Here is a 4479-nt window from a genome sequence, read left to right on the forward strand (position 1 = left end):
ACCGAGCCCGAAGAGAGGGTGTTGGAGGTTGCCTACCCATCGAGTCAGCTGCAGCCCACCACTGGCGGGAGGCGTGGTGATCGGCCCGCCGGTGAGGACCAGAACCGACGGGAGCAGCGCCAGGAGTTGGAGGTCGGGGAGACCGAATTCGACTTTGGCTATCGGGGGTTGAAGCTGTAACCAATCCATTGGCTGGCAACGCAGTTCGGTACGCACCTGGTGAACCACATGAGGGAGTAACGCATGCTCAAGCGCAAGAAACGGATCTGTCGATTTTGTGAAGAAGGTATTGCCTACATCGATTACAAGGACGATAAGAGGCTGATGCGTTTTACTACCGATGAAGGGAAGATAATCCCCAGACGGACTTCTGGTACGTGCGCGCGGCACCAGCGACAACTGGTGAAGGCGGTGAAACGTGCTCGCCATCTCGCCTTGATTCCGTTCGTGGCAGAGATAACACGTTAGCAGACTGGTGGACAGACTATGAAGGTGATTCTGAAGCAGGACCATGACAAGCTGGGCAAGGCCGGCGACGTGGTGGAAGTCAAAGCGGGGTATGCACGCAACTTCCTCCTGCCACGTGGCATCGCTGTCGAGGCGACCCCCAGCAATCTGAGAGCGTTTGAGGAACAGAAGAGGTTAGAAAGCCACCGCTCGGAGCGAGCGAAGAGGAGCGCCCTGGCTCTTGCCGAAAAGCTTGAGGGCGTTTCCTGTACTGCTCCGGTGGCAGTGGGGGAAGAGGACCGCTTGTTCGGCTCGGTGACCTCCCAGACAATTGCCGACCTCTTGCGCGAGAAGGGCTTCGACATTGACAAGAAGAAGATTCTCTTGGAGGAGCCGATCAAAGCCTTGGGCATCTATGATGTACCTATCAGGCTGCATCCGGAGGTGGAGGCGAAGGTGAAAGTCTGGGTGGTCAAGGCCTAAGCCTGCTGGGGAGGACCCGGCCGTCATGCACTGCATCTGGTTGCTGCTGCTCGCGCACGTGGTGGGCGACTTTGTCCTGCAGACGGACCGTGTCTTCTCCTACAAGCTGGCGCGCCGGTGGGGCGTCCTGTTGCATGTGGGCCTCTGTGCCCTGGCGATGGGAGCGGTCCTGCTGCCATTTCTTGGTCAGTGGCGGCCGTGGGTCTTGATCATTACGATGACCGCCTGGCATTTGCTCCTGGATTGGCTGAAAGGGGAATTGCGACGAAGACGCGGCTTAGAGACCTTGTGGATGTTCCTGGGAGACCAGGCGCTGCACGTGGTGGGCGTTGTGGCGGCGGTCGTCGCGTTGTGCGGGAGGCACCCTTTGGAGACGCCATTGCCTGCCCTCAAGGTCTTGGTCATTCCCATGGACGCCGCCATCGTGGCGACGGCGTTGGTGACGGCAGCGTTCGCGAGTGCGCCCCTGATCTATTACTTGCAGGAATTGGCGCGGCCGGGGAAGCAAGGAGAACGGGCGCCCTTCCCGGCCTACTGGGCCCGCCTGCCTGGCTACGTTGAGCGGGCAGTGGGGAGCGCTGGCGTCTATTGGGGAGGGTTGGGGCTGATCGCCTTGCTCGCGATTGTGGTGCGCTGGTTTTTGCGGAGCAGACAGGGCTGTGTTCCCGCCACCATTGAGGCCCTGGTAGGGATCGTCGTCTGTCTGGTGAGCGGCGTGGGGGCGCGCCTACTCACCTCCGCATAGGAGTTGCAAGGCTTTTCGATAGTCGCCTTTCACTGGCGAGTTCTTGTAATCGGCCTACGGGGCTGTGGCTGCACGGCAGATGGCGGGGTGGAAGTTGGTTCGGCTTGTTGAGCAATCGCCGGAACTCCACTCTGGGGAGTGCATTCGTTGACCGGCCATCGCGCAAGTCGGGTGGGTCCGGCTTTTCCGGATGTGTCGCCTCGTTCTGGGCGGCACGTGGTGAGGTCCTCGGGGCTGCGGGCAGCAGGCGCCTGAGGGATGGGCGGTAATGAGAAACGTGAGGAGAGGGATTGACCATGGAGAACGCATTTCCGGCGTGTCAGAAGTGTGGCAAAGGGGTCTTGCTGCCTCTTTCCGACTATGGGCGTGAGGGGGCCTCGATCATGTACAAGGCCTGGATCTGCTCCAACCCGGAGTGCGGATTCAATATCCGGATCGACAACGGGGAAATTAGCATCGGCAAGGCACCGACCCTCTCCCAGAAGTAGTAGTGCACCTGCCGACGGCACCGGACGGGATGGACCCTCCCCTGCATCGCAGCTCAAGCAACGGCTCGGGTAGTCCCGTGGGAAAACTGCGCTCACTGCTCCGGCGCCACAGAATTATGGGCGTTGTCTTCCTCCTGGCGCTGCTGCTCTGGTTGTACGTCAAGACCGAGGGCTATTACGACTGGGTCTTCGAGGCACCGGTGCGCGTGGAGGGCGTAACCCCAGGCCTCATCCTGGCAAATGATCCCCCTCAGGTGGCCAAGGTGCGGCTCAGGGGGCAGGGGCGCGCGTTCATCGCTTTGCGCATAGGTGGTGACCTGGCGGTGGTCGTCGACGCCAACCGGGGGCGGGGGAGCCATCGCATCGCCATCGGGGTGGACAACGTCAGTCTGCCCCACTATGGGCACAAGGTCGAGGGGGTGGAGGTGCTCTCCCCAAGAGAGGTAGTGCTGGTGCTCGAGCCCAAAGTGCAGCGGACCGTGGCCGTGGAAAGCCGCCTCGAGGTTCAGCCGTTGAACGGTTACACAGTGGTGGGCGGCATCCATGTGGAGCCAGAGTCGGTGGTGGTCAGTGGGCCGGCCTCGCTGCTGCATGAGGTGGGAAGCTGGCCCACGGAGCGACGCGAGCTGAGTCGCGTCTCGCGCGACGTGCGTATACGCCTGCCTCTTGAGCAACCCCGCAACGATAAGTTGACCCTGAGCCGCCGCGAGGTGTTGGCGGTGGCCGATGTGCAGAAGCTCATGGAGAGAGTGCTGCACGACATTCCCGTGCAAGCCCGCAACGTCCCAGCGGGATACAAGGCCTTCGTGGTACCCCCTAAGCTCAGCCTGACTCTTGAGGGAGGGGTCGATCTCCTCACAAAGATCACTGCCGACCAAATCGTCGCCTACGTGGAATGGCGCCAGCCCCCCTCCGCGCAACAGATTGATCTGCCCGCGGTCATCGAGACGCCGGAAGGCGTGACATGGCGCGACGTCACGCCGCAACGATTCAAGGTGGTCTTAGAACGTTAGGCAGTGGCTATCACCACCGCCGGCTTATCCCTTAGGCCAGTAGGCCTCGGACATGCTAATCCTCGGCATCGAAACATCCTGCGACGACAGCGCCGCAGCGGTCGTCGAGAACGACCGCGTCCTGTCCAATGTGATTTCCACGCAAGTGGTGCATCGCACTTACGGCGGTGTGGTGCCGGAGTACGCCTCACGTGCCCATTTGCGCCTGTTGCTTCCGGTCATTACCGCCGCGATGGAGCAAGCCAAGGTGGACAAACACGACCTCGAGGGTATCGCCGTCACCTATGGCCCGGGGCTGGCAGGCTCCATCCTTGTGGGGCTCAACGTGGCAAAGAGCCTGGCGTTGGCCCTGGAGATTCCTTGGGTGGGCATCAATCACCTGGAGGGCCACATCTTTGCCAATTTCCTCCTGGAAGAGAGGCCCTGTACTCCTTTTCTCTGCCTGATTGTCTCCGGCGGCCACACGCAGTTGGTGGTAGTGGAAGAAGAGGGTTGCTATCGCACGCTCGGGCGAACCATCGACGATGCTGCAGGAGAAGCCTTCGACAAGGTGGCGCGGGTACTGGGCCTTGGCTATCCCGGTGGGCCTGCGGTCGCGCAGCTTGCGGAGCGCGGCAATCCTCGGGCGATTGCCTTCCCACGCGCCATGATGCAGGAGGGCAATTTCCATTTCAGCTTCAGCGGGGTGAAGACGGCGGTTCTCTACTACGCGCGCGCCCTCTCTGCGGAGGAACTGCGGGCACAACTCCCGGACATTGCCGCCAGCTTTCAGGCCGCAGTCGTCGATGTGCTGGTGCATAAGACTATGGCCGCGGCGAGACTTTGCGGCCTGGACACTATCTGCTTGGCAGGTGGCGTGGCTGCCAACAAGGCCTTGCGTGAGGCGCTTGCTACTGCGGTCTCAGAAGAGGGTTATAGACTCTTTGTCCCGCCACCGGCGCTCTGCACCGACAACGCGGCAATGGTCGCCCGTGCCGGTATTTCCCGCCTCTCGCGCGGCGAGCGTTCCGGCGATGAGCTTGAGCCAGAGCCCTCTCTGGTGCTGGGAAACGAGGAGCAGATAACTTGGGGAAGCTGCTAATGGGGCACTGGTCACTGGCAAATGTGCGGCTCGACCTAGCGGGGAGCGCGGCGCTGTTGCTCGTTGCCTTGCTTGTTGGCGTGTTCTGGACCGTTCTCGTCTACCGAAGGACGAATCCGGTAGTGTCGAATCTTCTGCGGCGAACGCTCCTTTGCCTGCGCGCGCTTTCCGTCGCGGGCGTGATACTGCTGGTGTTTCAGCCAGTGCTGGAGCTCCTCTTGG

The 4479-nt window shown here is 61.6% G+C and carries 8 protein-coding genes; all 8 read left to right on the forward strand.

The window, feature by feature from the left end:
* Positions 1 to 180, forward strand: a 180-nt coding sequence (locus H5U38_01290; GenBank protein ID MBC7185647.1) for a hypothetical protein, incomplete at its 5' end; no start/stop codon positions are given.
* Between the two features lie 63 nt (positions 181 to 243).
* A complete protein-coding gene (locus H5U38_01295; GenBank protein ID MBC7185648.1) occupies positions 244 to 468 on the forward strand; it encodes a 30S ribosomal protein S18 in 225 nt (74 codons plus the stop codon).
* An 18-nt stretch (positions 469 to 486) separates the two neighbouring features.
* Positions 487 to 930 (forward strand): 50S ribosomal protein L9, encoded by a 444-nt coding sequence (locus tag H5U38_01300; GenBank protein ID MBC7185649.1) that lies wholly within the window; start codon positions 487 to 489, stop codon positions 928 to 930.
* Between the two features lie 25 nt (positions 931 to 955).
* Entirely contained in the window at positions 956 to 1675 is a 720-nt protein-coding gene (locus H5U38_01305; protein ID MBC7185650.1) for a DUF3307 domain-containing protein, read from the forward strand.
* Positions 1676 to 1971: 296 nt separating this feature from the next.
* Positions 1972 to 2163 carry a hypothetical protein gene (locus tag H5U38_01310; protein ID MBC7185651.1) on the forward strand — a complete coding sequence of 64 codons (192 nt, stop codon included), beginning with the start codon at positions 1972 to 1974 and terminating at the stop codon, positions 2161 to 2163.
* 116 nt (positions 2164 to 2279) lie between these two features.
* Complete coding sequence (locus tag H5U38_01315) at positions 2280 to 3176, forward strand: hypothetical protein (protein MBC7185652.1); 897 nt, start codon at positions 2280 to 2282, stop codon at positions 3174 to 3176.
* 52 nt (positions 3177 to 3228) lie between these two features.
* Positions 3229 to 4257: a tRNA (adenosine(37)-N6)-threonylcarbamoyltransferase complex transferase subunit TsaD gene (tsaD, locus tag H5U38_01320; protein MBC7185653.1), complete on the forward strand. Its 1029-nt coding sequence runs from the start codon at positions 3229 to 3231 to the stop codon at positions 4255 to 4257.
* On the forward strand, positions 4242 to 4479 hold a 238-nt coding region (locus H5U38_01325), incomplete at its 3' end, for a hypothetical protein (protein ID MBC7185654.1). The genes tsaD and H5U38_01325, both read left to right, overlap by 16 nt.

The organism is Calditrichota bacterium (assembly GCA_014359355.1).
Taxonomy (GTDB): Bacteria; Zhuqueibacterota; Zhuqueibacteria; order JANLFK01; family Oleimicrobiaceae; genus Oleimicrobium.